The organism is Rhodoferax sp. OV413 (assembly GCF_900104385.1).
Lineage (GTDB): Bacteria > Pseudomonadota > Gammaproteobacteria > Burkholderiales > Burkholderiaceae_C > Rhodoferax_B.
Genome location: NZ_FNJA01000001.1, coordinates 1,566,961 through 1,592,790, shown reverse-complemented (window position 1 = coordinate 1,592,790; position 25,830 = coordinate 1,566,961). Strand labels below are relative to the sequence as shown.

The 25,830-nt window shown below is 62.1% G+C and carries 29 protein-coding genes; 8 read left to right on the top strand and 21 right to left on the bottom strand.

What is annotated here, in order from left to right; genetic code table 11:
• Window positions 1–6 precede the first annotated feature (6 nt).
• From BLT66_RS07320 to BLT66_RS07310, 3 genes are read left to right on the top strand one after another with little or no spacing between them, the layout of a single operon-like run.
• Window positions 7–1,173: a DUF58 domain-containing protein gene (locus BLT66_RS07320; protein WP_092756925.1), complete on the top strand. Its 1,167-nt coding sequence runs from the start codon at window positions 7–9 to the stop codon at window positions 1,171–1,173.
• On the top strand, window positions 1,170–2,561 hold the full coding sequence (locus BLT66_RS07315; protein WP_143029157.1) for a TgpA N-terminal domain-containing protein: 1,392 nt from the start codon (window positions 1,170–1,172) through the stop codon (window positions 2,559–2,561). Before BLT66_RS07320 ends, BLT66_RS07315 begins: the two co-directional genes overlap by 4 nt.
• A gap of 18 nt (window positions 2,562–2,579) precedes the next feature.
• Window positions 2,580–3,113, top strand: a complete 534-nt coding sequence (locus tag BLT66_RS07310) for a hypothetical protein (protein WP_092756923.1) — start codon at window positions 2,580–2,582, stop codon at window positions 3,111–3,113.
• Window positions 3,114–3,173: 60 nt separating this feature from the next.
• Here BLT66_RS07310 and BLT66_RS07305 read toward each other — a convergent pair whose 3' ends face one another.
• From BLT66_RS07305 to BLT66_RS07285, 5 genes are all read right to left on the bottom strand, one after another.
• A complete protein-coding gene (locus BLT66_RS07305; protein WP_092756922.1) occupies window positions 3,174–5,201 on the bottom strand; it encodes a spermidine synthase in 2,028 nt (675 codons plus the stop codon).
• A gap of 151 nt (window positions 5,202–5,352) precedes the next feature.
• A complete protein-coding gene (locus tag BLT66_RS07300; RefSeq protein WP_092756921.1) occupies window positions 5,353–5,898 on the bottom strand; it encodes a cytochrome b in 546 nt (181 codons plus the stop codon).
• Between the two features lie 85 nt (window positions 5,899–5,983).
• Complete coding sequence (locus BLT66_RS07295) at window positions 5,984–6,523, bottom strand: DUF924 family protein (RefSeq protein ID WP_092756920.1); 540 nt, start codon at window positions 6,521–6,523, stop codon at window positions 5,984–5,986.
• A gap of 31 nt (window positions 6,524–6,554) precedes the next feature.
• A complete protein-coding gene (locus BLT66_RS07290; RefSeq protein ID WP_092756919.1) occupies window positions 6,555–7,586 on the bottom strand; it encodes a sensor domain-containing diguanylate cyclase in 1,032 nt (343 codons plus the stop codon).
• A gap of 8 nt (window positions 7,587–7,594) precedes the next feature.
• Window positions 7,595–8,776: an S-methyl thiohydantoin desulfurase domain-containing protein gene (locus BLT66_RS07285; protein ID WP_092756918.1), complete on the bottom strand. Its 1,182-nt coding sequence runs from the start codon at window positions 8,774–8,776 to the stop codon at window positions 7,595–7,597.
• Window positions 8,777–9,040: 264 nt separating this feature from the next.
• Here BLT66_RS07285 and BLT66_RS07280 point away from each other — a divergent pair, with 264 nt between their 5' ends.
• On the top strand, window positions 9,041–9,667 hold the full coding sequence (locus BLT66_RS07280; RefSeq protein WP_092756917.1) for a dioxygenase family protein: 627 nt from the start codon (window positions 9,041–9,043) through the stop codon (window positions 9,665–9,667).
• A gap of 158 nt (window positions 9,668–9,825) precedes the next feature.
• Here BLT66_RS07280 and BLT66_RS07275 read toward each other — a convergent pair whose 3' ends face one another.
• The 4 genes from BLT66_RS07275 to trxC form a co-directional block, all read right to left on the bottom strand.
• Window positions 9,826–10,038, bottom strand: coding sequence for a hypothetical protein (locus BLT66_RS07275; protein ID WP_092756916.1), 213 nt, complete (start codon window positions 10,036–10,038; stop codon window positions 9,826–9,828).
• 154 nt (window positions 10,039–10,192) lie between these two features.
• Window positions 10,193–10,441 carry a hypothetical protein gene (locus BLT66_RS07270; protein WP_092756915.1) on the bottom strand — a complete coding sequence of 83 codons (249 nt, stop codon included), beginning with the start codon at window positions 10,439–10,441 and terminating at the stop codon, window positions 10,193–10,195.
• Window positions 10,442–10,582: 141 nt separating this feature from the next.
• On the bottom strand, window positions 10,583–11,638 hold the full coding sequence (locus tag BLT66_RS07265) for an alkene reductase (protein WP_092756914.1): 1,056 nt from the start codon (window positions 11,636–11,638) through the stop codon (window positions 10,583–10,585).
• A gap of 112 nt (window positions 11,639–11,750) precedes the next feature.
• Window positions 11,751–12,191 carry a thioredoxin TrxC gene (gene trxC / locus BLT66_RS07260; protein ID WP_092756913.1) on the bottom strand — a complete coding sequence of 147 codons (441 nt, stop codon included), beginning with the start codon at window positions 12,189–12,191 and terminating at the stop codon, window positions 11,751–11,753.
• A gap of 98 nt (window positions 12,192–12,289) precedes the next feature.
• On the opposite strand from trxC, the gene BLT66_RS07255 reads away from it, so the two are divergent.
• Window positions 12,290–13,201, top strand: coding sequence for a M14 family metallopeptidase (locus tag BLT66_RS07255; protein WP_092756912.1), 912 nt, complete (start codon window positions 12,290–12,292; stop codon window positions 13,199–13,201).
• Between the two features lie 77 nt (window positions 13,202–13,278).
• Here BLT66_RS07255 and udk read toward each other — a convergent pair whose 3' ends face one another.
• The 7 genes from udk to BLT66_RS07220 all read right to left on the bottom strand — a co-directional run bounded on the left by udk (window position 13,279) and on the right by BLT66_RS07220 (window position 16,903).
• Window positions 13,279–13,923, bottom strand: a complete 645-nt coding sequence (udk, locus tag BLT66_RS07250) for a uridine kinase (protein ID WP_092756911.1) — start codon at window positions 13,921–13,923, stop codon at window positions 13,279–13,281.
• A 56-nt stretch (window positions 13,924–13,979) separates the two neighbouring features.
• Window positions 13,980–14,306: a hypothetical protein gene (locus BLT66_RS07245; RefSeq protein ID WP_092756910.1), complete on the bottom strand. Its 327-nt coding sequence runs from the start codon at window positions 14,304–14,306 to the stop codon at window positions 13,980–13,982.
• A 51-nt stretch (window positions 14,307–14,357) separates the two neighbouring features.
• Entirely contained in the window at window positions 14,358–15,071 is a 714-nt protein-coding gene (locus BLT66_RS07240; RefSeq protein ID WP_092756909.1) for a nucleotidyl transferase AbiEii/AbiGii toxin family protein, read from the bottom strand.
• Window positions 15,061–15,561 (bottom strand): helix-turn-helix domain-containing protein, encoded by a 501-nt coding sequence (locus BLT66_RS07235; protein WP_092756908.1) that lies wholly within the window; start codon window positions 15,559–15,561, stop codon window positions 15,061–15,063. Before BLT66_RS07235 ends, BLT66_RS07240 begins: the two co-directional genes overlap by 11 nt.
• A 188-nt stretch (window positions 15,562–15,749) precedes the next feature.
• The gene (locus BLT66_RS07230) at window positions 15,750–16,094 is read right to left on the bottom strand and encodes a HepT-like ribonuclease domain-containing protein (protein WP_092756907.1); all 345 of its coding nucleotides are present in this window, start codon (window positions 16,092–16,094) and stop codon (window positions 15,750–15,752) included.
• Window positions 16,084–16,392: a nucleotidyltransferase family protein gene (locus BLT66_RS07225; RefSeq protein ID WP_092756906.1), complete on the bottom strand. Its 309-nt coding sequence runs from the start codon at window positions 16,390–16,392 to the stop codon at window positions 16,084–16,086. The genes BLT66_RS07230 and BLT66_RS07225 overlap by 11 nt, the downstream gene beginning before the upstream one ends.
• 106 nt (window positions 16,393–16,498) lie before the next feature.
• Window positions 16,499–16,903, bottom strand: a complete 405-nt coding sequence (locus BLT66_RS07220) for a DUF924 family protein (RefSeq protein ID WP_092756905.1) — start codon at window positions 16,901–16,903, stop codon at window positions 16,499–16,501.
• 55 nt (window positions 16,904–16,958) lie between these two features.
• Here BLT66_RS07220 and BLT66_RS07215 point away from each other — a divergent pair, with 55 nt between their 5' ends.
• Window positions 16,959–18,815, top strand: coding sequence for an AIPR family protein (locus BLT66_RS07215; RefSeq protein WP_176954989.1), 1,857 nt, complete (start codon window positions 16,959–16,961; stop codon window positions 18,813–18,815).
• A gap of 117 nt (window positions 18,816–18,932) precedes the next feature.
• Here BLT66_RS07215 and BLT66_RS07210 read toward each other — a convergent pair whose 3' ends face one another.
• Window positions 18,933–20,741: a glutamine--tRNA ligase/YqeY domain fusion protein gene (locus tag BLT66_RS07210; RefSeq protein ID WP_092756903.1), complete on the bottom strand. Its 1,809-nt coding sequence runs from the start codon at window positions 20,739–20,741 to the stop codon at window positions 18,933–18,935.
• 138 nt (window positions 20,742–20,879) lie between these two features.
• Between BLT66_RS07210 and BLT66_RS07205 the strand changes: the two genes are divergently transcribed.
• On the top strand, window positions 20,880–21,287 hold the full coding sequence (locus BLT66_RS07205) for a hypothetical protein (protein ID WP_092756902.1): 408 nt from the start codon (window positions 20,880–20,882) through the stop codon (window positions 21,285–21,287).
• 151 nt (window positions 21,288–21,438) lie between these two features.
• Here the strand turns inward: BLT66_RS07205 and crcB are convergent, their stop codons facing one another.
• Genes crcB through BLT66_RS07185 form a run of 4 tightly spaced genes read right to left on the bottom strand, consistent with a single transcriptional unit; the run spans window position 21,439 to window position 24,668 of the window.
• Window positions 21,439–21,822, bottom strand: coding sequence for a fluoride efflux transporter CrcB (gene crcB / locus BLT66_RS07200; RefSeq protein WP_092756901.1), 384 nt, complete (start codon window positions 21,820–21,822; stop codon window positions 21,439–21,441).
• Entirely contained in the window at window positions 21,819–23,129 is a 1,311-nt protein-coding gene (locus BLT66_RS07195; protein ID WP_092756900.1) for a TRAP transporter large permease, read from the bottom strand. Before BLT66_RS07195 ends, crcB begins: the two co-directional genes overlap by 4 nt.
• 15 nt (window positions 23,130–23,144) lie before the next feature.
• Window positions 23,145–23,678, bottom strand: coding sequence for a TRAP transporter small permease (locus BLT66_RS07190; RefSeq protein WP_092756899.1), 534 nt, complete (start codon window positions 23,676–23,678; stop codon window positions 23,145–23,147).
• 3 nt (window positions 23,679–23,681) lie between these two features.
• Entirely contained in the window at window positions 23,682–24,668 is a 987-nt protein-coding gene (locus tag BLT66_RS07185) for a TRAP transporter substrate-binding protein (protein WP_092756898.1), read from the bottom strand.
• A 118-nt stretch (window positions 24,669–24,786) separates the two neighbouring features.
• Here BLT66_RS07185 and BLT66_RS07180 point away from each other — a divergent pair, with 118 nt between their 5' ends.
• Complete coding sequence (locus tag BLT66_RS07180) at window positions 24,787–25,707, top strand: LysR family transcriptional regulator (protein WP_092756897.1); 921 nt, start codon at window positions 24,787–24,789, stop codon at window positions 25,705–25,707.
• Window positions 25,708–25,830: the final 123 nt, after the last annotated feature.

Genomic DNA, 25,830 nt, shown 5'->3' with positions numbered 1-25,830 from the left:
CAACGTATGGAACGCTGGCTGTCCAAGTCACGGGTGCTGATCGGGCTGTGTGCGGTGCTGCTGATGGCCGCACTGAACCGGCAGGATCCGATGGTCTACGGCATGTTCCTGTTCCTTGCGGTGGTGAGCTTCCTTGGCTTTGTGTTGCCCTGGCTCTCGCTGCGCTCCATGACCGTGCGCTTGCAATCCACGGGCAGCAGCGAAGTGGTGGAGGGTGCCGCGTGTGACCTGAGCTTGTGGATAGAACGCAGCGTGCCTTGGCCGGCCTTCATGGTGGATGTAGAGACAGAGTGGGAGTGGGCCTCCCAACGCATCCTGCTGCGCCAGACTTTGCCCGTGGTGCGCGCTGGCCAGATGCCCGAGCTGGGCCGGCGGGTGTTGTTTCCCTGCCGGGGCAGCTACGAACTGGTAGCGGTGCGTTTGTCCAGCGGATTCCCTTTGGGCCTGGTACGCGCCCAGCACAGCATGGCGCGGCCCGCGATTGCGCTGCATGTACTGCCGCAGGCCCAGCCGGTGCACTGGCCGCTGCCCTGGGATGTGACGGAAGACCCGCTGGGTGAGCTGACCACCCGCAAGATGGGGCAGTCGTTTGAACTGGGCATGCTGCGGCCTTACCAACAGGGTGAGTCGGTTGGCCGGGTCAGCTGGCGAGCGTCTGCACGCGTGGGCGAGCTGGTCATCCAGCACTTTCAGCACAGCGGGTCGGTGCGGCTGCGGGTTGTTGTCGATGTCCCGCGTGCGCCGGCGCTGGGGGCACCGGATAGCGCCGGTGAGCAGGCGGTGCGCCTGGCGGCAGGCGTGTGCGACGCCGCGCTGGCCAACGCTGCGCAATTGTTTCTCTACCTGCATCCCTACGCAGCAGCGGTGCAAGACCGGTCTTTGGTGTACCGGGCATTGGCAGAGGCTTTGCCGACCGACGGCGGTTTGCAGCCTATCGTGGCGCGGGTGGCTGGCGATGCGGCGCCCGGCGAGCAGATTGCCGTCGTGGTGGCCGGGTCGATGGCGCAGGATGCGTTGCTATCCGCCTTGTCTCCGCTGGTGGGGCAGGCTTGCGGTGTGGTTGTCTGTATCGCCCTGGGGCGTAACCGAACGTCGCAGGATGCCGCCCAGGCCGATGCGCTGCAGCGTGCGGTGGCGCAGGCCGGGTTTGCAACTTTCCTGGAGGCGCCATGAAGACTGCGTCCGCAGCAGCCGCGCCGGCTGACATATCGCCACGTCTGGAGAGCCGTGCGGTCGTTGTGCTGACCGGGCTGAGCTATCTATTCGTAGGCCTGGGGTTCTCTTATCTCGACCGGCAATTCAGGTCTTTTGGGGTTGAAAGTCTGCTGTGGTTGGTGTGGGCGCTACTGGGTTTTGGTGCCGGTGCTTTGCATGTCAACAAGCCCGGCTCTAACGGCCAAACCCTGTGGATCGTGCTGGGCACCACGGGCTTTGTGCTGGCCTTGTTTCCCGGGTTTGCGCTGTACGCCTTTGCCCGGTGGATCTGCCTGGTTCTGATGGTCACCATGGGCGCCCGCGCAGCCATGCTGGCCACGCAGCGCGATTTTTACCTGACATTGACCGTGATCTTCAGCGTCAGCTTCATGGTTGCCACCCATTCCAGGGCCGACTGGAGCTTGTGGTTCTACCTGGGGCCTGCATGGGTGTTCGGCGGCTTGGCGCTGGCCTGGCAGCATGCTGCGGGCACGCGCTTGCCGCGGTGGACCCGCTTGTCCATGACGCTGGGTTTCATCGGCGTTTCGTTTGCGGTGACGGCGCTGCTGTTCTTGTTTATGCCCCGACCCGCAACCTTGGGCTTTGGCTTTCTTCCGCCCGGCACAGATACCCCGGGAATGTTTCCGCAGGCCGCAGGCGATGGCGGGCCGCAGCCGGTCCAGGCCTCGGGGGGAACGTCTGGAGGACAGGCATCTGGCACAACAGGCTTGGGCGGCAATGGCCCCGCCCCGCAAGGTTCGTGGATGCAGCAATGGGGTTCGATGCTGGGCGGCATGCGCAGCACTTTGACTGACCCCTTCATTCCCCAATGGCAGCGTGGACTGATCAAAAGCCTGCTGGATGGCGCGCAGGGCTTGCTGGACAGCCTGGCCGGCGGCTCAGCCCAACCATCGGATGGTGCCGAGGGCGAAGGCGCTGGGTCCCAGTCTTCGCTTGAGACCTACACCATCATCATCCATTGGCTGCGCTGGTTGCTGTTCCTGCTCGCGGCCTACTTCTTGTGGCGGCGCAGATACCGCATCGGTTTGGGTCTCGCGCTGGGGGGCTCGTGGTTGTTGGCGCGCCGATTCCCGGCGCAGTCCATGCGCTTGTCAGCCCAGGCGATGGGTTGGTGCCTGCATGCGCACGGCCACAAAAGGCAGGCCGGTCAATCGGTGCGGGAGCACTGGGGTGCAGCGGCTACGGCCCCGCTGGCTCGGCGCTGGATGGGGCAGGCGCTGGAAATCTATGGCGAGACGCGGTTTGGTGGCGTGGCTGCTAGTCCGCAGCGCGCACGCAATATGCGCAAAGCGACCCAGGGTGCGTGCGACATCATCATGGGCTTGGCGCCTGAATTGGCCAGGTGATTGAAAGGATAAATAGGAATGAACCGAGACCTGCCCAAGTGGCTTCAAGTTGTTTGTATTGCGGTGGTGGTATCGCTGGCTCTGCTGGTGTTCTTGAACCGCCACCGTATGGACGTGTATGGCACCTATATCCGCGAGACATCGCCAGCGGTGACGGTCCGCCTGGCAGAGCTTTCGCAGGACATGGATGAGGCGGCTGTGCTCAAGCACTTTGACGGCGTGCCACTGCGTTGCGTGGCACAAGCGCCGGGTGCCGACACCCTGGGAGAGCGGGTGTGCTATGCCCAGATCGACAAGGCCGATGGAGGTGCAGCGCTGATGCTCGCCACCTTTTTCAACCAAGGAAAGCTCGTGCGAGCCATGGTGCAAGTACCCTGGTGGGTCCATGGCGCATGGCTTCAGCGTTTCAACACCCAGCTCGGTCAACCGCAGCGCTTGGGCGGGATGCTACGCTGGAAGATGCCCAACGGGCAGGTGGAGTTCGACCGCAGCCGCAGTTGGAATCCCTTGCAATGGAATGTGATTCTGTGGACTGCGCAAAATTCGAAGTGAAAAGTGGTTTCTGCGCAGGATAAATAAGCGCTGGTAGCTATACAAAGAATAGCGTTTTTATTACTTCAGCACCCCGAACAGGTTGTTGAAATCATCGGTCCACAGCCGCAGGCCGGGGATTGGCTTGATCGCGCTGCTGGCGGTCTGGACCAGCGGCGTTTGCAGGCGCTGGGCGCTGCGGCTGACCAGGACCCAGTCGGTGCGGCGCAGGTCGCTGTCGGCGGCTTCGTCGTGCACAAAGGCGACCTGCAGGCCTTGGGCCAGGGCGATTTTTTCGACCACCGGGGCCAGGTTCAGGAAGCGGTTGGTGACGTGGAAGGCGATGACGCCGTCGGGCTGCATGTGGCGCAGATAGGCCTGCATGGCTTCAGCGGTGATCAGGTGGATGGGCACGGAGTCGCCCGAGAACGCGTCCACCGCCAGCACGTCGAAGCGCTGCGGCGGCTCGCGTTCCAGCGCCAGGCGCGCGTCGCCGAGTACCCGCTCGATCTGCGCCGGGCTGTCTTTCAAGAAGCTGAATTCGCTGTCGGCAAACTCGAACACCTGGGGGTTGATTTCATACACCCGGTACACATCGCTGGCGCGGCCGTAGGTCGCCAAGGTGCCTGCACCCAGGCCTATCAGGCCAACCCGGCGCGGCGTGGCCGGCGCCGACAGGATGGCCCGGCCCACGCCCGAGGTTTTGCCGTAGTAGGCCGTGGGTTCGCGGCGGCGCTCAGTGGCCAGGTACTGCTCGCCGTGCTTGACCGAGCCGTGGTAGAGCTGGCGCACGCTGTGCTGTGGATCGTCTTTGTCGATGCTGTCCAGGCTGCTCAGCGTGCCGTAGAAGTTGCGCGCCATGCGCCGCGTGCCATCCTGCTCGTCGCGCACCTGCTCCCAAACGAAATAGCTGCAGGCCAGCACCAGCAGCACGCAGACGCCAGCGCGCAGCCGTTGCTTGCGGAAGATCACCGCGCCCAGCACGGCCACCAGTACCAGGCCTACGCCCATCTCGTAGTAGGCCGGCAGCACATGCGGCGCCACCAGGCCGACGGTCACGCCACCCAGTGCGCCGCCCAGCGACAGAAGCAGGTAAAAGCGCGTCAGGTAGGCATGGCCGGGCCGCATGGCGGCCATCTCGCCGTGCAGAAACATGCACAGCACGAACAGGCCGACGACATACAGCGGCACCCCGGTGGCCAGGCCGTAGCCTATGCTGTGCTGCAGGCCATAGGCGCACAGCAGCAGAGCCACCGCGGCGGCCGGCAGCAGCAGGCTGCGCCGGTACCAGCGGTCGTTTTCAAAGGTGAACACAAAGCTCAGCAGGTACACCGACAGCGGCAGCACCCACAAAAAGGGCACGGCGGCTACGTTCTGCGTGATGTGGTTGGTCACTGCCAGCAGCAGCCAGGTCGCCAGGGCCGGCAGGGCCAGCCAGACGCCGTAGGTCGACCAGCTGGGGGCTGCATCGGCCGGTCCGGCCTGGGCCGTGGCCTTGCTGCGCACCGGCCGCTGCAGGCCGGCAGCGTACAGGCTGGCCGTAATGCACAGCAGCACAAAACCCGCATAGCCCCAAGACCAGCCGAGTGCCTGTTCGCGCAGCGCGGTGTAGGGCTCGATCAGTACCGGGTAGGCCAGCAGCGAGGCCAGCGATGCCAGGTTCGACAAGGAGAAGTAGCGGTACACCTCGACGCCCCAATGGGTGCGGGCCAGCCAGGACTGCACCAGCGGCCCGGTGGTGGACAGCAAAAAGTAGGGCAGGCCGATGGTGCCGACCAGCAGGCCCAAAATCCACAGCGAGGGGTCTTCGGCGCCGGTAGGCTTCCAGTGCGCGGCGGTGACGATGGGCAGGAAGGCCAGGCTGATGAGCAGCAGCGTGCAGTGCACGGCTGCTTGCAGGCGCGCGGGCCGCTGGGTCAGCCAGTCGGAATACGCATAGCCGGCCAGTAGCACCACCTGGAAGAACACCATGCAGATCGACCACACGGCGGCCGAGCCGCCGAACCACGGCAGGATTTGCTTGGCGATCAGCGGCTGCACCAGAAACAGCAAGAACGCGCTGCTGAAAATGGTGGCGGCAAACAAGCTCTTCAAAAGGGCAGGCGGCATGGGGCTTTCTGGCTCTCTGGATGGGGCGGATGGACCAGCATAGCCGCAAGCTGTGTCGGGCTCTGCGGGCGGCGCATGGGGCACGCCGCTGCAAATGCAACAATCAGGCCACCACCGCGGCGTCGGCCGCCCGTGCTTACCGGGGTTCCGGCTAGCCGAGCATGCGCGGCAGCACGTCGGTATGGCCGGGGCGGCGGTGCCACAGCGCCATCGCCACATGGCCGACCACGCAGGCCAGCAGCACCCAGCCCAGCGGGCCGTGCAGCAGGCTGCCGAGTTCGGTCATCCATTCGATCTTGCCGTCGGTGCGCGCTGCCATCAGCGGGATGCCCCAGGGCGCAAATTCGCGCCCCGAGCCGTATTGGCGCAGCAGCGCGACGAAGGGCACGGCCGCCATCAGCGCGTACAGGGCCAGGTGGCCTAACCGCGCGGCCTGGTGGGTGTGCGCCGGCCGCTGGCGTGCATGCAGCAGCGACCAGATCGCGCGCAGCACGACCAGCAGCATCAGCAGTGTGCCCAGCGGCCGGTGTATCGGCCATAGCAGCTCATACAGCGCCGAGTCCTTGGCAAAAAAGCGGGTCAGCGCGGCGGCGAACATGCAGGCGAAGCCCAGGGCCATGCCCCAGTGGAAGCAGCGGCTGATGCTGCCATAACGGGTGGGGGAGTCGGGCTGGAGCCAGGGCGTGGAGGTGGGCATAGGCGTGGGTCTGTAGTGGCGGGTTGGTTTGCCAGACCCCGCTGTGCGCAGAAAGTTCAGCGCCCCTGCGGGCCCGCGCTGCCTGTTAGAACGAAGAACCAGGCTCGCTCAGAAAGGCGATCTCCGGCGTGCTGGACGCGCGGCCCAGGATCTGGTTGCGGTGCGGGAAGCGATCAAAGCGCTCGATGATGGCCTTGTGCCGCTGCGCCGAGTCCAGGTGGGCTTCCATGCCGGGTTGGGCAAACAATTGCACCGCCTGCTCCTGGATGGGCAGCGACTCGCTGTGCATGTAGGGCATGTAGGCAAAGCAGCGCTGCGGCAGCGGCAGGCTGCGGTCCTGCCCGCTGGCGACCAGCTCTTGCGCCAGCACCAGGGCGACGGCGTCGTGGGCAAAGGCCTGCGGCGTGTCGCGGAAGATGTTGCGGGTGAACTGGTCGAGCAGCAGTATCTCGGCCAGCCGGCCCTGCGGCGTGGTGCGCCAGGCAAACAGCTCGCCACGTGCGGCAGCGGCCAGGGTGGCGCCGAAACGGCTGCGCATGGCTGCGTCCAGCGCCGGGTCTTTGGCGAAGTGCTGTTTGTCGCTGAGTTCCTCAAACCAGAAATGCAGGATGTCTTGGGCTTGCATGGTCGGTCTCCAGCGGAAGAGGGGGTGGTCGCTAACCCTTGGCGCCGTCGGCGCTGTTGGCTGCCAGCCGCAGCCGGGGATTGGCGGGGTCAAAGCACTGCACGTTGTTTCTGCCGTTCTGTTTGGCTTTATACAGCGCCTTGTCGGCGTTGTTGAGCAGTTGTTCGAACGACTGGCCGTCGGCACCCAGCGGCGCCACGCCGATGCTGACGGTGAACGCCACGCGCTCGCCGTCGTCGTTCACCACCAGCTCCTGCTGTGCCACGGCGTCACGCAGGGCTTCGGCCAGCAATTGGGCATGGGCGACCGTGGTTTCCGGCAGCAGCACAACGAACTCTTCGCCGCCCAGGCGGGCCACCGCGTCTACGCCACTGCGGGTGCGCAGGCGGCAGATGTCGGCCACCGCGCAGATCACCCGGTCGCCGACCAGGTGGCCCCAGTTGTCGTTCACGCTCTTGAAGGAATCGATGTCGACCATCAGCACCGACAGCGGGTGCCGGAAGCGTTCGGCCCGCTTGCACTCCTTGGCGCCCAGGTCCATCAGCGTGCGGCGGTTTGCCAGGCCGGTCAGCGAGTCGTTGGCGGCCAGCAGTTCGAGTGCGCTGTTCAGGCTTTGCAGCAAGGCGTTCTGCTCGGCCAACTGGCGGTTGATCTGGTTGATCTCGTCTTCGCGGCGCTTGCGGTTGTCGATGTTGAAGGTCACGCCGATGAAGCGCTGGCCAGGCGTGGCGCTGTGCGTGTCCATGATGCGGCCGTAGTTGGCGTACCAGACCCATCCGCCGTCCTTGGCCAGCAGCCGGAACTCGCAGCGGTACTCGGGGGTGCGGCCCGCCATGTGTTCACCCACGGCCGCCTGGATCATGGCCAGATCGTCGGGGTGGACAAACTCGAACAGGCGGTCGATGTGCTGCAGCACCTCTTCGTCGCTGTAGCCCAGCTCCGAAAAGGTCTTCAAGGCCTTGCGGGTGACTTCACCGGTCAGCAGGTTGTTTTCCCACAGGTCCAGACCTGCGGCTTCCAGCGCCAGTTCCAGGCGCTCCTTGTTGAGATCGGTTTCGCCCATGGCCTGTATCAGTTGGTGGGCATCACGCCTGCGTAGCCTATGTCGCGCAGCAGGCTGGCAAACGAGGCCAGCACGCCAGGCGCGTTGTACAGCTGCGGCACTGTGGCGACCTGGATGATGCTGACGGTCTGGCCGGTGCTCTTGCCGGTGGCACTGTCGAAGTACACCGCCAGATCGTCGCTGGCGTTAGAGAACCCCAGGCCGGTGCTTTCCGAGTAGTAGCAAATCGAGTCCGGCGCAATGGTGTCGGGCACTGCGCTCTGGCTCGAATACATGATGAGGTTCTCGTTCATGTTGTAGATGGTGTGCGTTTGCGTGCTGGTGGCCGGATCGGGCGTATTGTCTAGACGAATCACGCCGGCGTCGAGCGATGCTGTGGTGGTGGACTGGGAAATCGCCGTGATGTAGAAATTGCGCACGGTCACCGAGGCTGCGCGCCCGGTGATCAGGCTGATCTGGGCCGCCACATCGGCTGCCGTCGGCGGGCTGGTCGCCGTCAGCAGAAACTGGCCCAGAGCCCAGGCCTGGCCCAGCGTGCCGGGGATGTAGCTCCCCGTGAGTCCATAGCCATTGCTGGGGTTGGACGGCCACAGCGCGATGCCGGAAAACCCGCCAAAGCCGCCGACCACGCCGCCCGCCAGCGATTCCATCTTGGCCGCATTGCTGGCCGTGAGCAGGGCCGATTCGACCGCACTGGGGTCGGCCACGTCGGTGGCCAGGGCGCAGGGGCTGACGGGCAAAGTGTTGCTGCCGCTGAACGTGGTTTGCGGCAGCTCAGGCACGGCGCGGCCGGCGCCATCGCCGTCCACCACCCACATGCTGCCGGGCGTCATGGCTGCGGCGATCAGCGGCACCAGCGAGTTGATGGCACCGATCTCCACCGGGATCACGCAGCCCACGGTGCAGCCGGTATTGGCCTGCAGCAGCTGCAGCGTATTGAGAACCGAGTTCTGGATGTCGGTCAGCGTCAGCTGGTCGCCGGCGTCGGGCGAACCCATCATGGCCAGCACGCAGGCATTGCTCGTGCCGTCATAGGGCTGGACGGTAACGCTCTCGCTCCAGCCGCTGTCGGCCAGCTGCTGCAATATCGTCAGCGCGTCGCGGTAGCTGCCGCCCCCGCCGCTGGCAAGCACCGCAGCACCTGCGGCAATCGATCGAAAATCGGCAATTCCATAGCGATAAGACGTCATTGTTTCCTTTGAACGGTGCAGTGGCAGGGATGCGGGGAGCCTGACACAAACTGTAACAGTTGCTTGTGCGAGCACCAGGGCTTTGCATTCGCTGCAAGCACGGACCATTCCAAGTACCGGATGGTTTAGGTGTCGAATCGGCTTGTGGCGCATATCCAATAAGCGCAAGATGCTATTGAAAATAGAGCATTTCTGTTTGCCACGGCCACCGGAACTTCGCGCCATCGGCTGTCTCGTACATGACAGCACACCTGGAGTTCCACCATGCCCATCGCACAAGTCCTCAGCCGCCGCCATGCACTCGGATGGGCCAGTGCCGCCGCCCTTGGTACAGCGTGGCCGCTGGCCAGCGCCCAGACCCGGCTGCGCGCCACCCCGGCCCAGACCGAAGGCCCTTACTACCCGGTGCGCGAGCCCAAGGACGCCGATTTCGATCTGTTAAAGAACGGCAGCCTGGCCTATGCGGCCGGCCACCCTGCCTGGGTTGAAGGCGTGGTCACCGACCTGGACGGCCGGCCGCTCAAAGGCGCGAGCATCGAAATCTGGCAGTGCGACGAAACCGGCCACTACGACCACCCCGGTGACGGCGGCCGGGTGAACCCAGCGTTCCAGGGCTTTGGCCGCGTGCGGCTGGATGCGCAGGGAGCCTTTCGCTTCCGCACCATCCAGCCCGCGCCCTACACCGGCCGTACGCCGCACATCCACGCCAAGATCAAGCTCGGCCCGCGCGAGCTGCTGACCACCCAGCTGTATGTGGCCGGCGACCCGGGCAATGCCCGCGACGGCATCTACAGCCGACTACACCCGCTGGACCAGGCGGCAGTGTCGTCCCCGTTTGTGCGGGTGGCCGACGGGCTGCGGGCGCGCTATGGGTTGGTGGTGGCGGCGTAGTTTTTGGATTCGACAGCAAGTACATCTGCACGTGCGACGCAAGCCGGCATCTGTGGGCAAGAGCTAAGTCTGCAATTCAGTAATGAAATCTGCTCCTGGCGCTCTAAATACCTGCGTAGGCAGCTATGTAAACCATAGCGCCGGCGGGCTAGCCCGGCTTACGGCACCAGTGTGATCTTCTTGTCGCGCACATACTCTTTGTACTGGGTGAGCGGGATGGCGGTCAGGCCGGCGACGCCTTCGGACGTCCAGCTGAGGGTGGCGCTGTCGGGCGCCAGATCGATTTCTACCGGGCCTTTGGGGATCTCGATGGGCGCACCGTCGCCGGGGGTGTAGGTGACGAGGCCGGTGATAGAGGCATAAATGGTCATGGCGGACTCCTGTAGCTTGGTGGAATAGGGTGCGCACAGTGGCGCAGCTGAATCCCATTACAAACCGGGCGTCCGCTAAAGCGTGTCAGATAACCGCCCGTTTGCATGCCGCACAGCGCCGCGTGTTGCCCGGCACAGGCCCGTGAACAGCTGTTTAGTGGGTGACGAACTGGTAGGTTACGTCTTCGCTTTCGATCATGTCCAGCACGTCGTTCAGCACATCGTCGTCGCCGGTGCTGGTCCAGGTGTCTTCCGGGTCGTTGGCAAACAGCGGCTCGATGGCGATGTCCATGAACTGGCCATTCGGCAGCTTCAGCACCTGGCCGCCTTCGGAGGTCTTGCTCAGCTCCCAGTCGTCGGGTACGGACATTTCGAGCTGGATGGTGATGTTGAGTTTTTTCATGGCAGATTTCCCTTCGTTTGCGATGCGGTGAGGGTAACCGAAGCGGGGGTGAGGCTGGAATGCGACAAGGGCTGGGGTCCAAGCTAAATTGGCCCCCAGCCCTTGTGGAATCAGCTGCAGTGGCTGCAGCTGGTTGGCGGATTACAGCGTCGGGTAGTCCGTATAGCCCTTGGCGCCCGGGCTGTAGAAGGTGCTCTGGTCAGGCGTGTTCAGCGGGGCCTTGAGCTGGATGCGTGCGGGCAGGTCGGGGTTGGCCAGGAAGCTGGTGCCAAAGGCCACCGCGTCGAGCTTGCCGGCGCTGATGGCTTCCTCGGCTTCTTCGGCGGTGTAGCCCATGTTGCCGACCAGCACGCCCTGGTATTTCTCGCGGGCGATGCTCAGCACGTCGCCTTTTTGTGCGCCAAAGAAGTCGGCGCGCATCACGTGCAGATAGGCCAGCTTGTAGGCGTTGAGCTTGTCGGCCAGGAAGCTGATCAGCGCCAGTGGGTCGCTGTCTTTCATGCTGTTGTAGCTGTTCAGCGGCGACAGGCGCAGGCCCACCTTGTCGGCGCCGATGGCGGCGGTTACGGCGGTCAGCACTTCGAACAGGAAGCGCGCGCGGTTCTCCAGCGAGCCGCCGTAGCCGTCGGTGCGCTGGTTCGGCGTGTCGCGCAGGAACTGGTCGATCAGGTAGCCATTCGCACCGTGCACTTCCACGCCGTCAAAACCGGCAGCGATGGCGTTCTTGGCACCCTGGGCGAAGGCGGCGACGATGGCCGGAATTTCTTCAGCAGCCAGTGCGCGCGGCACGGCGTGCGGTACCTTTCCGGTCAGTGTGTGGATGTCGCCTTCCACTGCGGTGGCGCTGGACGACACGGTGGGCACACCGTCGTTGATGTCCGGGTGCGCGGCGCGGCCGGCGTGCCAGATCTGCATGAAGATGCGGCCGCCCTTGGCGTGTACGGCGGCGGTGACCTTCTTCCAGGCGGCGATCTGCGCGTCGTTGTAGATGCCGGGCTCGTTGATGAAGGCCGAGGTGCCGGGAGCCACCATGGTGCACTCGGTGATCAGCAGGCCGCCAGTGGCGCGCTGGCTGTAGTACTCGGTCATCAGGTCGTTGGGCACGTGGCCGGCGTCGGCACGGGTGCGCGTCAGCGGCGCCAGCAGGATACGGTTAGGGAGGGTGATGGAGCCGAGTTGCAGGGGATTGAATAGCATGGTGTTGAACGTGAGTGGATGGTGAATGGGAAAGAAAATAACAGGTGGCGAAAGGTAGCAGCCGGCGAATACTTGTACTGCTGTCGGGTTACTGCAAACTAAGGTAAGCGTTTTAGCGCGGGCTGTGCTGCTGTACCCAGCGCACGATGTCGGTCGCACCCATGGCACCGGCCTGGCGGGCCACTTCACGGCCGCCCACGAACAACGCCAGGGTCGGAATGCTGCGAATCTGGTAGCGCGCTCCCAAGGCCTGGTGCGACTCGGTGTCCACCTTGGCGACGCGGACGCGCGGCTCCAGCTGGCCCGCGGCCTGCACATAGGCCGGCGCCATCTGCCGACATGGGCCGCACCACGGCGCCCAGAAGTCCACCAGCAGCGGGATCTGGTTGCGCTGCAGGTGCTTGTCGAACGCGGCGACGTCCAGGTCGACCGGCTTGCCGGTGAACAAGGGCTTTTTACAGCTTCCGCAATCCGGCGCGCTGCCAAGCTGGTCGGCGCGTACGCGGTTGGTGGTGTGGCAATGGGGGCAGACGATGTGCAGGGATTCGCTCATCGCATCTAGATAGTGGCGCGGGGTCAGGATTGCAAGGGCTGCGTGTTGCCGGGCACGGCGAACCTGATAATGCCCAAACATTTTTTTAGCCAACACCCATGAGCAACCCCCATTTCTACCCCATCGGTACCCCCGGCCAAGCCTGGGGCGCGGCAGAGCTGGCCCAGTGGCGCGCGCGCCAGGTGCGGCAGCGCAGTTATGCGGACGATGTGCTGACTGCGGTAGACCTCTTGCGCGAGCGCTTCGACGTGGAAAGCTATGCAGAAGTCGTCTATGGCGACGAGCGCTTTGCGCTGCAGGCCATCCGCAGCCGCAACTGGAATAGCGCCTTGCCCAGCGTGCTGGTCACCGGCGGCGTGCACGGCTATGAAACCAGCGGTGTCTTGGGTGCGCTGCGTTTTGTGGACGCGCATGCCGAAAGCTATGCCGGCCGTGTCAACCTGCTGGTTGTGCCCTGTGTCAGCCCCTGGGCCTACGAACGCATCCAGCGCTGGAACTTCGACGCCATCGACCCGAACCGCTCGTTCCGTACGGACAGCCCGGCGCAGGAATCCGCCGCCCTGATGCGCCTGGTGGAGCCCTTGCGCGGCCAGTTTGCGGCCCACATCGACCTGCACGAAACGACCGACACCGACGGCTCTGAATACCTGCCAGCGGTGGCTGCGCGCGATGGCAAGCCCTTCGAGCCCCACGGCATCCCCGACGGCTTCTACCTGGTGGACGACACGGCGAATCCCCAACCCGCGTTCCAGCAGGCCATCATCGAAGCAGTAGAGCGCGTCACACACATCGCGCCGGCCGATGCGCACGGCGGCATCATCGGCTCACCGCTGGTCGCCCATGGCGTGATCCACTACGCAATGAAAGAGCTGAGCCTGTGCGCCGGCATCTCGGGCGCGCGCTACACCACGACGACCGAGGTGTACCCCGATAGTCCGCAGGCTACGCCAGAGCAATGCATCGCCGCGCAGGTGGCGGTGGTATGTGCTGCGGTTGAGTTTGTAGGGTAATGGGTTGCTGGCGCAGGTGGAATATTCGCTGTCTGCTACAAAAAAAGTAGCGGACTAGCCACGGCACCGTATAGGCGTTAGCCGCGCTCCAGATCGCGGATCAGGCTTACCACCTTGGTGGTAATGATGTCCACCGCCGGCCCGTTGGCGCCGTGCGGCAGGATCACGTCGGCGCGGCGCTTGGTTGGCTCGATGAACTGCTTGTGCATGGGGCGCACGGTTTCCAGGTACTGGTTGATCACGCTTTCGGCGCTGCGCCCGCGCTCGGCCATGTCGCGCTGCAGGCGGCGGATGAAGCGCACATCGGCGGCGGTATCGACAAAAATCTTCAGCGACATCATCTTGCGCAAATCGGCGTCAAACAGCGCAAACAGGCCTTCGATCACGATCACCGGTGCGGGCTTGACGGTGATGGTTTTGCTGGCGCGGTTGTCCTGCGTGAAATCGTAGGTCGGCATCTCGATAGCTTCGCCGCGGCGTAGCGCCTGCACATGCTGCACCATCAGCGGCCAGTCAAATGCGTCGGGGTGGTCGTAATTGGTCTTGCGCCGATCTTCGGGCGTCATATGCGTCTGGTCGCAGTAGTAGTCGTCCTGGATCAGCACCGCCGTCATCTCCGGCCCGATGGATGACAGCACCTGGCGCGTCACCGTCGATTTACCGCTGCCACTGCCGCCTGCGACGCCGATCACGAAGGGTTTATTGTTGTTGGGTTTGCTCATGCGATCTCCGTATCCAGGCTGACAAAACGCCTGATCTTACAAGCCGGGTGCTGTGCTCAGGCCTGCCACACCCCGAATCCTGCCGAGCGCAGGTCGATGCCGATCTCGATCTCCTTGTCCACGGCATCTTCGTAGCGCAGGGGGTTGAAGGCCTCGTAGAGATCGGGCAGCAGGCGTAGACCGTACAGCAGCACATAGCGGTTGGCCTGGATGCCGGCCTTGTGTTTGTCAAAGCGCACATCCGGGTCTAGCCCCGTCATGCCCACATACACGCAGGGCTTGCCCTCTACGTAGCCCGGGTTGCCCTTGCGAAAACGAGGCTCCAGCAGCACGTCCTTGGAGAGTTCGATCACGTAGACGTGGTGGTGTTTGCGGCGGGGCATGGCGGGTTGGCTGGTTGTGGCTCAGATGCCGTAGTCGCCGGTGCAAGGGCCTCAGGCGCCCGGCACGATGCGCCGCAGAGCCCGTAGCTTTTGCCACAGCACGGCCTTGGGCATTTGCATGGCCATGGCTTGCATGCAGCGCTCCAGCCAACCCGTGCGGTTCTGCAGCCGGTCAATCGCTTTGCCCAGGTCGCGCGCCACGGACGGGCCATAGGCCTCGGCCGCTTTGGCCAGCGCGGCACGCAAAGCAGGCAGGGGCAAGCCCATCATGGCCAGGTCGATCACGTCGCGGCTGAACACGCCGTCATCCGCCTGGCGGTCTGAGTTGGCCAGCAGCTTGGATGTGGCCAGGTCCAGCCGGGTCAAGGTGCTGATGCCGCACACCGTGTCGTCGGCCACCGGGGGCTCCAGGGTGATGCGCGCCTCGCGCACGATCTCCAGCTTGATGGCCTGCCCATCCATTTGCACCTGTGTGCGTATGCCGTACTGGTCGGCCCGTATCTCGCGCAGCGCCACTAGGGGCACTGCATGCGCATGGCTGATGGCCGCCAAGCCTTCGGGGCCGGTCAGCACATGCCGCAGCTCGCGGTAGCCCGCAGCGTCGGAGACCAGAAAGTCGATGTCCACCGATTCACGGTATTCGCCGTAGCGCAGCGCAATACAGGTGCCACCGCCAAACAGGCAGCCGTACTGGCGCAGCGTGGCGGCGTCCAGCCTACCCAGCACATGGGCAATGCGCTGGTGGTGAGGGCGTTCAAACTGCATCGCCCGCGCTAGTGCTGCGCGACAAGGCCAGCCGTAACGCCTGCAGCAGTGCCTGTTCATCGGCGGACATGGCCTGAAGGTCCAGGTGGCGTGCGTTGCGTTCGTAAATGTCCAGCGCCTCTGTGGGCGTGAGCGTGTCGGTGCCGTGCACCTGCCAGGCCAGTGCGCGCAGTTGCGAGTAGTCGGCCAGCGCCACCCGCGCCGGAATCCAGCCGGTGCGGTCAGTCGCTTGCGCTGCCGTATCGGCATCGGCTCCGCTGCGCACCTGCAGCGCCATACCCAGCGCCGCCATGGCATTGCACCACGCCCCCATGGTGACCGACGGCTCGCCCTTTTCAATCCGGTGCAGCGTCACCCGCGACAGCCCCGCCGCCTCGGCCGTCACCGTGGCGCTCAGGCGTAAAGCCTTGCGCTGGCTGCGGATCTGCGCGCCCAGGGCTTGTAGCTGGGCTGCGCAGGTGTCGGTAGTAAGAGGTGGTTTTGAAGGCATTGTGTTTCTCATTATTTGCAAAATCTAGTTTTTGTCAATAATGAGAAGCATATTTGTATCTGTGTGGTGCGATCAACGGTGTGGGCTACCCGTTTGCTCCTGTACTTTTGTGCAGCCGTACTACAGGGGAAATATGCAATCGGCGCAGATAGCCTCTGCGCAAGCAGCTATGAAAAATGCAGCAAAAGCTATGCAAGTTCGTCCAGCAGGGCCTGCACTGCGTCGAGCAGTGTGGGCAGGGCATTCTGGGCAATGTTCCACACCGTGCCCACGTTCACCGTGGCGTAGCCGTGGATCAGCTGGTTGCGAAACGCCACGATCTGCGGCAGGTCCGGGATGCGTGCGGCCATGGCTGCGTCCAGCTTGGCCAACTGGTTGAGGGCTTCGCCGATGACTTCAAACTTGCGCTCTACCGCCGCCTGCGCCATCGCGTTGCCCGCGTACGCTGTTGCGTCCATGTCTGCGGTAAACGACTGAATCGCCAAGGCAGATTCGCGCACGTCCCACAGATAGGCTCGCGGGTCACGCTGCATACACGGCTTCGCGGTTGCGGTTGATGCTGGCCAGCACGTAGGGGTTGCGCACAGCGCCGGGCTCCACCAGGTCCACCCCACGGCCCAGCAAGGTTTCCAGCGCCGCTTTGGCACCAAATAGGGAGTCCAGCCCGGGCTGCACGCCGGGCGCAAATTCCACCAAAAAGTCTGCGTCGCTGCTGGCCGGGTCAAAGTCATCTGCCCGTGCGGCCGAGCCAAACACCTCCAGCCGCTGGATGCGGTAGCGCTGGCAAATGGCGGTGATGCCGGCACGGTGTTGGGCGATAGCGGGGTGCATGGCGGGAGTTTAATGGAGCGTAACGGTTTTCCGTTAAATCGGCCTCTGCCCTAGATAAATGCTGCGCAAGCAGCTACTAAAAGCGTAGCGAAATCAAGGCGTGTGGCTAGAACAAAGACCCTGGCTCATTCAGAAAAGTCAGCTCTTTCGCCGTAGCGCTGCGGTTTTTCTCGCTGGCCGCCAACTCTTGCGTTAGCGCTAGGGCCAGCGTGCCCTGCGCAAAGGCGTTCGGCGTGTCGCAGTACACATCGCGCAAGAACTGGTCTTGCACCAATATCTCCGCCAGTCGCCCCTCTGGCGTTGCGCGCCAGGCAAACAGCTCACATTGGGCTGCGGTCTCCCGCGTAGCGCCGAAGCGGGTGCGGATGGTTTCGTCCAGCGCTGCGTCTTTGGTGAAGTGCTGCTTTGGGGTTAGCTCGGTGGAGCAGAAGTGGAGGATTAAGTGGGTTTCAATAGAGACGGCGTTTGTGGAAACAGGAATACTACATCTATAGAGATGATAAGGAATCATCCGTTAACATGATTGTTGGTGAAAAATCAATGAATTATGTGGAGACATGACTGCGATGAATAAAATTATTGAGAACTTACTCAAGAATTTCCGAAGCCAAAATGCATTATTGGAGGTCATGTCACAGAGTGACGCGTATGAGCGATTTGCGGCTTTTATAGCAGTAGAGCCTATCGCTCAAAGAACGGTGTCCCCTGAAGATTTTGTAATAGGAGAGGATGCCCAGCCGGACGTGGATTTTGTCTCTGCAATTGTGAATGGTGTTCCAGTTATCGACCCTGATGAAGTGGATGCGCTTGCCGAAACAAACAAATATGTTGATGCTCATTTTGTATTTGGACAGGCGAAAACATCCGCATCCTTTGATGTGAGCGTATTGGGTAGCTTGGGAGACTTCGTAGAGCACTTTGTCACGGAAGGTTGCACGCCTGCGGACAATGAAAAAATTCGACGATTTCATGCGGTTTGGACCCGAGTTTTTGAGCATGCGCATGAGTTTCGGGATCAAAATCCTAGTGTTTCCTTGTTTTATGTGACGACAGGAAATGAGCCGCTTGAAAGCGATCTAAATTTCGCCAAGAAGAAAAAGCAGATTACTAAAAGGTTGAATGAAACTGGGAATTTTGGCAGCGTTGTTGTTAAATTGATTGGCGCCTCCGAAACGCAAAAACGATATAAACAACTAACAAATCAACTTTCAGCTGATCTAAATTTCCCTAAGAAAATTTCAATTGGGTATATCGAAAAAGTAAAAAATGCTTTTGTCGGTGTAATCCCCGCAGATGAGTTTAGGAGGCTAATTGTTGGTGCAGCAGGTGAAGTTCTGCAGGCGGCTTTCTATGACAACGTTCGGGATTGGCAAGGGCTGAATCCAGTCAATACGGTCATGCAAGAAACGCTTAGAGACAAAGCCCGCAAACAACGATTTGCGGTGATGAACAACGGCGTGACGGTCATTGCAAAAAAAATCAGGCAAGTTAACGAAAGACTGCTATTAGAGGATTACCAGATTGTCAATGGTTGCCAGACGAGCCATGTACTAGCGCGAATGGAAACAAAAGATTTGCACGGAGTGATGATTCCTCTGCGAGTTATAGAGACATCTGATGATGAGGTAATACGTGACGTCATCCAGGCAACAAACAATCAAACGGCTGTAACGCAGCCACAGCTGCTTGCTGTTACTGACTTTCAAAAAGGGTTGGAAGCTTACTTCCTTACACATACCGAGCCGGGACTCAAGTATGAGAGGCGCTCAAAACAATACTCTGGGGCTCAGGTAGATAAGACCAAAATTGTTACGCCACTTGGGCTGGTGAAGGCGGTTGCTGCTATGTACCGCAACGAACCTCACAAGACAGCACGGGATTTCAGCTCGATCTTGAAAGACTTGGGCTCATCAATCTTTGCCGCATCTCACAAGTACGAACCGTACTATGTTGCAGCTTTGCTTAACTACTGGATCGAGTATTTCATGCGCAATGGCCGAATTTCATCAACAATTCGACCTGCAAGATATCAACTCATTTACGCCTTTAGAATTTTTTATGAAAGAGATGCGCCGGGAGATTTGGGTTCGCGCTCAATAGTTAAGCATGCAGAGAATCTATTGCACAGTTTATTGAAGGATGAGGCCTCAGTTCTGAGAGCTTTAGAGGAGCCAACAAAGCTTATCGTTGCATTAATGCGAGGTAAAACTAGAACTGAACCTCGCACATCTGCTTTTACAGAAAAAGTAAAAACTTCTGTCATCAGAAGACGGGCGAAAATCAGTGAGGTAGTTGTGGAAAAAAAGGAGTTGCTTACTCCTGCCAAGAAGGCTCCAGCTAAAAAGGCTGTAGTACTGAAGACGCCCGCCAAAAAGAAGTTGGTGACAAAAAAACCTGCAACAACTAAAAAGTTGTTGCAGTAAAGAAGACGTCGCAGGGAAAAACCAAATAGCCATTAGGGCTAGTTCAGTGTGGCTATTGCTTCTGCAAATGTTCCAGGAGCCTAATTGGCACGATTAGTACACGATGGAGTGCCCTCGTTACTTCCCCCAAGAATCCTTCAACCCCACAGCCAAGTTAAACACCAACTTCGTGCCTTGCACGTGGTCCACCCGATCCGCCACAAAGTAGCCATGCCGCTCAAACTGGAACTTGTCGTCCGCCTTGGCCGCGGCCAATGACGGCTCGACGATGGCGTGCACGACTTTCAGGCTGTTTGGGTTCAGGCTTTCGATGAAGTCCTTGCCGCCGGCGTCGGGCTGGGCGTCGCTGAACAGGCGGTCGTACATGCGGACTTCGGCGGGCAGGCCGTCGGCTACGGCGACCCAGGTGATCACGCCCTTGACCTTGACCGCGTCGGCGCCGGGGGTGCCGCTCTTGGTGTCGGGGATCAGTTCAGCGTGCACTTCGGTGACACGGCCGCTGGCGTCTTTCACGGCGCCGGTGCAGCTGATGACGTGGCCGTATTTGAGACGCACCTTGTTGCCAGGGAACAGGCGGAAGAAGCCCTTGGGCGGGGTTTCTTCATAGTCGCCGCGTTCGATCCAGACCTCTTTGCCGATGTTGAACTGGCGCTTACCCAGCTCCGGCAGGTGCGGGTGCACGGGGGCGCTGCAGGCGTCTAGCTTGCCAGCGCCCATCACGGCGTCCCAGTTAGTCAGCACCAACTTGACGGGGTCGAGCACGGCCATGGTGCGGGGGGCGCTGTGGTCTAGGGTTTCGCGCAGGCAGCCTTCCAGGGTGCTGTAGTCGATCCAGCTGTCGCTCTTGGTCACGCCTATGCGTTCGGCAAACAGGTTCAGCGCCTCGGGGGTGTAGCCGCGGCGGCGCAGGCCGACGATGGTGGGCATGCGGGGGTCGTCCCAGCCGCTGACCTTGTGGTCGTACACCAGCTGGGCCAGCTTGCGTTTGCTGGTGACCACGTAGGTGAGGTTCAGGCGCGCAAATTCGTACTGGCGCGGGGGCGGGCTGGCCAGCAGGCCGCCTTCGCACAGGCGGGCCAGCAGCCAGTCGTAGAACGGGCGCTGGTCTTCAAATTCCAGCGTGCAGATGCTGTGGGTGATTTGCTCCAGCGCGTCTTCGATGGGGTGGGCAAAGGTGTACATCGGGTAGATGCACCATTTGTCGCCGGTGTGGTGGTGGGTGGCGCGGCGGATGCGGTAGATGGCCGGGTCGCGCATATTGATGTTGGGGCTGGCCATGTCGATCTTGGCGCGCAGCACCATCGATCCGTCCTCGTGCTGGCCGTCGCGCATTTCGCGGAAGATGGCCAGGTTTTCGGCCGTGGTGCGGCTGCGGAATGGGCTGTCCACACCGGGTTTGCCGAAGTCGCCGCGGTTGATGCGCATTTGCTCTACGGTTTGCTCGTCCACATAGGCGTGGCCGGCGGTGACCAGGTATTCGGCGGCGCGGTACATGAAATCGAAGTAGTCGCTGGCCTGGTAGGGCGCGGCGTCTGGGGCGCCGTTCCAGTCGTAGCCCAGCCATTTGACGGTGTCGATGATGGCGTTGACGTACTCGGTGTCTTCTTTTTCGGGGTTGGTGTCGTCAAAGCGCAGATGGCAGACGCCGCCGTAGTCGCGTGCCAGGCCGAAGTTCAGGCAGATGCTTTTGGCGTGGCCGATGTGCAGGTAGCCATTGGGTTCGGGCGGGAAGCGGGTGCGGATCTTGGCCGGGTCGGGCTGGCCGGCCGCGTGGTGGGCGGCGTCGCCGGGGCTGCCGGCCCATTGGCGGGCGGTGTAGGTGCCGTTGGCCAGATCGGCTTCGATGATCTGCCGCAGGAAGTTGCTGGGCTTGGTGGCTTCGCCAGGGGCTGCGGCGGGGGCTTTGGAGGGGGGGAGTGCGCTCATGCTCTGATTTTAGGGGTGCGGGCCGTACTGTTACGTTTGGCAACTCTTCTATGGGCACCTTTGTCCACCAGATGCTGTCTATCGCGTTGTCAGTAGTAGGAAGCAATGCGCTTCTGGAATTGCAACAAGGAGATCTGTATGAAGTTCCACCGTTCGGTTTTTGTGGGTGTTTTGGCGGTTGCCGCTCTGGGCGCCGCTAGCGTGGCCCAGGCGCGTAGCGATGTGTCGTGGTCTATCGGAGTGGGCATTCCCGGCGTACAGGTCATTGCGGCCAATCCGCAGCCGGTTTATGTGCAGCCCGCACCGGTGTACTACCAGCCACAGCCTGTGTACTACCAACAGCCCCGTCCGGTGTACTACGAGCAGCCACGGCCCGTCTACGTGCGGCCCGCGCCGGTGTATTACCAGCCGCAGCCCGTGGTGTACCAACGCCCACCGGTCTACGTACAGCCGCAAGTGGTGTACCCCGGCTGGCGCCATGGCCACGGCCACCACCGCGGCTGGGATAACGATGGCCGCGGCGATGGTCGCCGCTGGGATCGTTAATATTTAAATAAAAATGGCCGCTGACGCAGATAGAACCTGCGCTGGCAGCTATTGAATAAGTAGCAAAAAGGCCCGAAAGGGCCTTTTGCGTTGCTGGCGTTGGTTGTCTATGCCGATTTTTTAGGATAAATCGGCCTCTGGCGTAGGTAGATCAAGCGCCAGGCGCTATGAAATAAAGAGCAGTCTTGATGCCGGCAACCGTCAGCAGCAGCGAACCCAGCAGGTGGATGGCGGCGGTGCCGAGCGCCAAGGTGTAGCGTTGCTGCATCAGCATGCCCACCACCTCGGCCGAGAAGCTGGAGAAGGTGGTCAGCGCGCCCAGAAAGCCGGTGACCAGCAGCAGCCGCCACACCGGGTCGAGCTGCGGCAGGCTTTGGAACACCCCCACGCACACGCCCACCAGGTAGCCGCCGATCAGGTTGGCGGCCAGCGTGCCCATGGGAATGCTGGTGCCCGGGTTCAGCCACAGGCCCAGGCCCCAGCGGGCCAGCGCACCAAAGCAGGCGCCCACACATATCGCAAACACAGCCATCATTTATCGGTTCCCATTACCAAGTCGGGCAGTATTGTGACGACTTGCGGGAAGACGGTGATGATGACGATGCACAGCACCAGGCAGCCAAAGAACGGCAGGGCCGCGCGGGCCACGGTGTTGCTGTCCTTGCCGGTCATGTTCTGCAGCACAAACAGGTTGAAGCCTACCGGCGGCGTGACCTCGGCGATCTCGACCAGCAGGATGATGAAGATGCCGAACCAGATCAGGTCGAAGCCGGCCGCCTGGATCATGGGCAGCACCACGGCGCTGGTCAGCACGATCATGCTGATGCCATCGAGCGCGGTGCCCAGCACCAGGTAGATGCCCACCAGCGCGGCGATCAGCGCATAGGGCGACAAATGCATGGCCATCACCCATTCGGCCAGCGCGCGGGGTACGCCGGTGAAGGCCATGGTCTTGGTCAAAAAGGCGGCGCCGGCCAGGATGAACATGATCATGCAGCTGGTGCGGGTGGCGCCCATCAGGCCTTCCCAGAAGTTGCTCCAGGTCAGCGCCCGGCCCCAGGCGGCAATCGCCAGCGAGCCGGCCACGCCGTAGGCCGCGCATTCGGTGGCCGTGGCATAGCCGGCCACCAGCACCCAGACGATAAAGATGATCAGCACCGTGCAGGGGATCAGGTTGCCGCTTTTGCGGAACTTCTCGGCCCAGCTGCTGGGCGGGTCGGCGGCGGGCACTTTGTCGGGGTTACGGATCGACCACCAGGCGATATAGCCCATGAACAAGGCCATCAGCACCGCCGACGGAATGAAGCCGGCCAAAAAGATGCGGATGATGGATGCATCGGCCGCTACCGCGTACACCACCATGGTGATGGACGGCGGTATCAAGATGCCCAGCGTGCCGCCGGTGGCCAGCGCGCCTAGTACCAGGTCTTCGTTGTAGCCGCGCTTCTTCAGCTCGGGCAGGGCGACCTTGGCGATGGTGGCGCAGGTGGCGGCCGACGAGCCGCTGACCGAGCCAAAGATGCCGCAGCCCAGGATGGTGGTGTGCGCCAGGCGGCCGGGAATGCGGTTCAGCCAGGGGCGCAGGCCTTCGAACATTTCTTCGCTGAGCTTGGTGCGGAACAGGATTTCGCCCATCCAGATGAACAGCGGCAGCGCGGCCAGCTCCCAGCTGGCGTTGCTCTCCCAGAAGGCCGAGAACAAGTTTTTACCCGGCTCGGTATTGGTAAAAAAGGCCTGGCCGACCCAGCCGCAGATGGCCAGGGTCATGGCGATCCAGACGCCGCCCGACAGCAGCAGCATCATGATGACGAGCAGCAGCCCGCCGATGAACAAGATTTCCATTGAATACAGCCCTGGCTAGACGTCGGAGGAGAAATCGCCGCGCGCATGGCGCTCTTCCACCACCCGCACAAAGGTGGGCACGCCGCCACGCAGCACGATGATGAGTTCGTCCACCACCGCCACCAGCAGCAGGATGGAACCGAAGGCAAAGCTCAGTTGCGGAATCCACATCGGCATGGGCAGCAGGCCCTGGGCCAGGTCGTTGAACTCCCAGCTCTCGTAGGTGAACTTGACGGCCGACCAGGCCAGGAAGGCGGTGGACACGGTGCCGATCAGTAGCGAGGTGATCTCCAGCACGCGGCGGGTTTTGGCGTTGACCTTTTCGAGCAGCAGCGTGACGCGCACAAAGTCGCCGTGTTTGAACGCATGGGCCATGGCAAAGAACGCCGCCGCCGCGCAGAACCACGACACCACATCGTTCACCGCACCGGTGCGTATGCCCATGGTGCGCAATATGCTCTGGCCCAGCATCAGCACGCAGATCAGCGCCACAAAGATGGCGCCGAGCGCGCCCGACGCGTCGTACAGCCGGTCCAGAAAGCGGCGCATCGTTTACTTCTTGCTCTTGGCGTAGCCGGCCAGGATGGCTTCGCCGTCGGCGCCGGCCTTCTTCTGCCAGTCGGCCAGCATGATGCCGCCGAGCTGGCGCATGTCGGCCATCAGCTTGGGGCTGGGCGGCACGATCTTCATGCCTTTGTCGGTCAAGGCTTTTTTGTACCACTCGGTCTTTTCCTGGCTGGTCTTCCAGCCGCGCTCTTCGGCGTCGGCCGCGGCCTTCATCACATTGGCCTGGGTGGCGGGGTCGAGCGCGTCAAAGGCCTTTTTGTTGGCGAACACCGCGTTCTTCGGCAGCCAGGCCTGGGTGTCGTAGAAGTACTTGGTGCTCTCGTAGGTCTTGCTGTCGTAGCCGGTGGAGACCGAGCTGATGTAGCTCTCGACCACGCCGGTGGCCAGGGCTTGCGACAGCTCGGCCGCCTGGATGGTGACCGGCACCGCGCCCACCAGTTCAGCGATTTTGGCGGTGGCCGGGCTGTAGGCGCGCCATTTGATGCCGCGCAGATCGGCCACAGAGTTGATTTCTTTCTTGGTGAAGATGCCCTGCGGCGGCCATGGCACCGAGTACAGCAGCTTCATGCCTTGCTTGCCCAGTACGGCGTCGAGCACCGGCTTTTGGGCGTCGTACAGGCGTTTGGATTCGGCGTACGAGCTGGCCAGAAACGGCACGCCGTCCAGGCCGTAGATTGGGCTCTCGTTTTCGAAGTTGGCCAGGATGATTTCACCGGCCTGGGCCTGGCCGCCTTGCACTGCGCGCTTGATCTCGTTGGCCTTGAACAGCGAGCCGTTGGCATGCACGGTGATCTTCAGCTTGCCGCCGCTGGCTTTGTCCACGTCGTTGGAGAACTGCACCAGGTTTTCGGTGTGGAAATTGCTGGCCGGGTAGCCGGAGGGCAGGTCCCATTTGGTCTGCGCGGCGAGGGGGGCGCTCAGGCCCGACAAGATGACCAGGGCGCCGGTCGCCAGGCTGAATTTGTGTTCCATGCTCTCTCCAAGACAATATGCCGATGAATGAATCAGAAAGCATAAGTGCAATTCTTGGGCCAGCGGACCCCACCGCGTCACTGTTAACCCTGATACGCCAGACCGTGGAGGCCACGCCATGAACCTGCGTTTTGTCGAAGCCTTCTACTGGGTGGCGTCGCTGAAGAGCGTCACGCGGGCGGCCGAAAAGCTGTTTCTCACCCAGTCCGCCATGTCCAGCCGGATCTCCACGCTGGAGGAAGAACTGGGCGTGCTGCTGCTCGACCGCAGCGAGAAGCAGTTTCGCCTGACCGCTGCGGGCGCACGCTTTCTGGTGTTTGCCGAAAAGCTGTTGGCCTTGCAGCGCGAAGCCAAATCCGAGATGGGTGCGGCCACCACCATGGCAGTGGCGATGCGCATCGGCGCCATCGAGTCGGTGCTGCATTCCTGGCTGGTTCCCTGGCTGGAGAAGCTGCGCATCGACTACCCGGGCCTGGAGCTGGAGCTGGCGGTGGAAACCACGCCCATCCTGACCGACCAGGTGCAGCGCGGCACGCTGGATCTGGTGTTTGCTGCCATGCCGGCATCGGGCGATGGCGTGCGCAACCATGCGCTGCCGGCCATGGAAATGGTGTTTGTGGGCAATCCGGCACTGCATAAAAAAAGAAATTACCGCCTCGGCGAGCTGGCGGATATGGAGTTGATGACCTTCCAGAAGGGTTCGCAACCGCATGTGACCCTGCTGGATCTGTTCCGCCAGCACAGTCTGGAGCCCAAAAAGGTGCACGCCATTTCCTCGATTTCGGCGATGGTGCAGCTGGTGCAGGGCGGCTTCGGCGTGGCCTTGCTGCCGCGCACTGCGGCCCAGCGACTGACTGCATCGGCCAAGCTGAAGCTGCTCTCCAGCGACACGCCTTTGAAGAACCTGCCGATCTACGTCAGCTACCGCACCGACCCCACGGCGACCACGGTGGAGACCCTGGTGAAGTCGGCCGTGGAGTTTGCGGGTGGAACCATGGGTGCGCAGCGGGGCACCAAAAGGGGCACGGCAAAGCCCTGAAAATTGGCAAAAATGGTGCATCAGGGTAAACGCCTAATATCGAAAAAATCGATGATGTAAGCGAAAAATTTCTTGTTTGATCTGTTCTTTTCGGCGACGCACACTCCGCGGCATGTCATCTAA

Bases quoted from the DNA above. Each gene is read 5' to 3' on its own strand.
- BLT66_RS07320 (WP_092756925.1), top strand. From the start codon at position 7: ATGGAACGCTGGCTGTCCAAGTCACGGGTGCTGATCGGGCTGTGTGCG.
- BLT66_RS07315 (WP_143029157.1), top strand. From the start codon at position 1,170: ATGAAGACTGCGTCCGCAGCAGCCGCGCCGGCTGACATATCGCCACGT.
- BLT66_RS07310 (WP_092756923.1), top strand. From the start codon at position 2,580: ATGAACCGAGACCTGCCCAAGTGGCTTCAAGTTGTTTGTATTGCGGTG.
- BLT66_RS07305 (WP_092756922.1), bottom strand. From the start codon at position 5,201: ATGCCGCCTGCCCTTTTGAAGAGCTTGTTTGCCGCCACCATTTTCAGC.
- BLT66_RS07300 (WP_092756921.1), bottom strand. From the start codon at position 5,898: ATGCCCACCTCCACGCCCTGGCTCCAGCCCGACTCCCCCACCCGTTAT.
- BLT66_RS07295 (WP_092756920.1), bottom strand. From the start codon at position 6,523: ATGCAAGCCCAAGACATCCTGCATTTCTGGTTTGAGGAACTCAGCGAC.
- BLT66_RS07290 (WP_092756919.1), bottom strand. From the start codon at position 7,586: ATGGGCGAAACCGATCTCAACAAGGAGCGCCTGGAACTGGCGCTGGAA.
- BLT66_RS07285 (WP_092756918.1), bottom strand. From the start codon at position 8,776: ATGACGTCTTATCGCTATGGAATTGCCGATTTTCGATCGATTGCCGCA.
- BLT66_RS07280 (WP_092756917.1), top strand. From the start codon at position 9,041: ATGCCCATCGCACAAGTCCTCAGCCGCCGCCATGCACTCGGATGGGCC.
- BLT66_RS07275 (WP_092756916.1), bottom strand. From the start codon at position 10,038: ATGACCATTTATGCCTCTATCACCGGCCTCGTCACCTACACCCCCGGC.
- BLT66_RS07270 (WP_092756915.1), bottom strand. From the start codon at position 10,441: ATGAAAAAACTCAACATCACCATCCAGCTCGAAATGTCCGTACCCGAC.
- BLT66_RS07265 (WP_092756914.1), bottom strand. From the start codon at position 11,638: ATGCTATTCAATCCCCTGCAACTCGGCTCCATCACCCTCCCTAACCGT.
- trxC (WP_092756913.1), bottom strand. From the start codon at position 12,191: ATGAGCGAATCCCTGCACATCGTCTGCCCCCATTGCCACACCACCAAC.
- BLT66_RS07255 (WP_092756912.1), top strand. From the start codon at position 12,290: ATGAGCAACCCCCATTTCTACCCCATCGGTACCCCCGGCCAAGCCTGG.
- udk (WP_092756911.1), bottom strand. From the start codon at position 13,923: ATGAGCAAACCCAACAACAATAAACCCTTCGTGATCGGCGTCGCAGGC.
- BLT66_RS07245 (WP_092756910.1), bottom strand. From the start codon at position 14,306: ATGCCCCGCCGCAAACACCACCACGTCTACGTGATCGAACTCTCCAAG.
- BLT66_RS07240 (WP_092756909.1), bottom strand. From the start codon at position 15,071: ATGCAGTTTGAACGCCCTCACCACCAGCGCATTGCCCATGTGCTGGGT.
- BLT66_RS07235 (WP_092756908.1), bottom strand. From the start codon at position 15,561: ATGCCTTCAAAACCACCTCTTACTACCGACACCTGCGCAGCCCAGCTA.
- BLT66_RS07230 (WP_092756907.1), bottom strand. From the start codon at position 16,094: ATGCAGCGTGACCCGCGAGCCTATCTGTGGGACGTGCGCGAATCTGCC.
- BLT66_RS07225 (WP_092756906.1), bottom strand. From the start codon at position 16,392: ATGCACCCCGCTATCGCCCAACACCGTGCCGGCATCACCGCCATTTGC.
- BLT66_RS07220 (WP_092756905.1), bottom strand. From the start codon at position 16,903: ATGATTCCTTATCATCTCTATAGATGTAGTATTCCTGTTTCCACAAAC.
- BLT66_RS07215 (WP_176954989.1), top strand. From the start codon at position 16,959: ATGAATAAAATTATTGAGAACTTACTCAAGAATTTCCGAAGCCAAAAT.
- BLT66_RS07210 (WP_092756903.1), bottom strand. From the start codon at position 20,741: ATGAGCGCACTCCCCCCCTCCAAAGCCCCCGCCGCAGCCCCTGGCGAA.
- BLT66_RS07205 (WP_092756902.1), top strand. From the start codon at position 20,880: ATGAAGTTCCACCGTTCGGTTTTTGTGGGTGTTTTGGCGGTTGCCGCT.
- crcB (WP_092756901.1), bottom strand. From the start codon at position 21,822: ATGATGGCTGTGTTTGCGATATGTGTGGGCGCCTGCTTTGGTGCGCTG.
- BLT66_RS07195 (WP_092756900.1), bottom strand. From the start codon at position 23,129: ATGGAAATCTTGTTCATCGGCGGGCTGCTGCTCGTCATCATGATGCTG.
- BLT66_RS07190 (WP_092756899.1), bottom strand. From the start codon at position 23,678: ATGCGCCGCTTTCTGGACCGGCTGTACGACGCGTCGGGCGCGCTCGGC.
- BLT66_RS07185 (WP_092756898.1), bottom strand. From the start codon at position 24,668: ATGGAACACAAATTCAGCCTGGCGACCGGCGCCCTGGTCATCTTGTCG.
- BLT66_RS07180 (WP_092756897.1), top strand. From the start codon at position 24,787: ATGAACCTGCGTTTTGTCGAAGCCTTCTACTGGGTGGCGTCGCTGAAG.